The organism is Pantoea sp. EKM101V (genome assembly GCF_011800325.1).
Taxonomy (GTDB): Bacteria; Pseudomonadota; Gammaproteobacteria; order Enterobacterales; family Enterobacteriaceae; genus Pantoea; species Pantoea anthophila.
Genome location: NZ_JAALFP010000039.1, coordinates 1 through 560 on the forward strand (window position 1 = coordinate 1; position 560 = coordinate 560).

A 560-nucleotide genomic window follows, 5' to 3' on the forward strand; every position below is an offset into this window, starting at 1 on the left:
AATCCGCAGCAGACCCCAGTTTATTCTGTCCTCACCGTGGGTCGCTGCTGCCAGCCCCATCATGCTGAAATCCAGATCGTTCACCTCGGGAAAAGGTGTCCCGACGCCGGGAATATAATATTTGTAGTATTTGTCATCACCGCTGCCGCTGGCATCCAGCAGCTCCGCTTTTTTGTCCGCCAGCCCCCCGGCATAGCCCTGGCCGATGGTTGCACGGAACAGACGGGCAATATTGGTGGGGTGCTTCGGGTCAGCAATATATAAGTCGTGATTAAGGTTATTACCGGTGCCGTCAAAAAACAGGCTGATATGCAGGGTCTTGCAGCAGGGGGGCTCCACGCGCCGCCCGGCGGCCAGGCACAGCTCCTGCCGGTAAGCCAGCTCGTGGTTATCCTGCTGCGCGCAGTTTGTGCCAACCAGCGCAGCCTGAGCGGGTAAACGCCCCTGTGCCGGAAACGCCGGTGGGAACCACGCCAGATCGGTGATTATTTCGGACATACTTTCGGCTCCGGCATCTGCAGCGGTTCGTTGATTGGGTAGCCCGGCCGGCCGGGGCTCAC

Annotated in this window: 1 pseudogene; it reads right to left on the reverse strand. The window is 59.5% G+C overall.

Features of this window, described 5'->3' with window-relative positions:
* Positions 1-498, reverse strand: a pseudogene (locus HFD92_RS21530) (DUF2235 domain-containing protein); the annotation flags it as partial.
* Positions 499-560 lie beyond the last annotated feature (62 nt).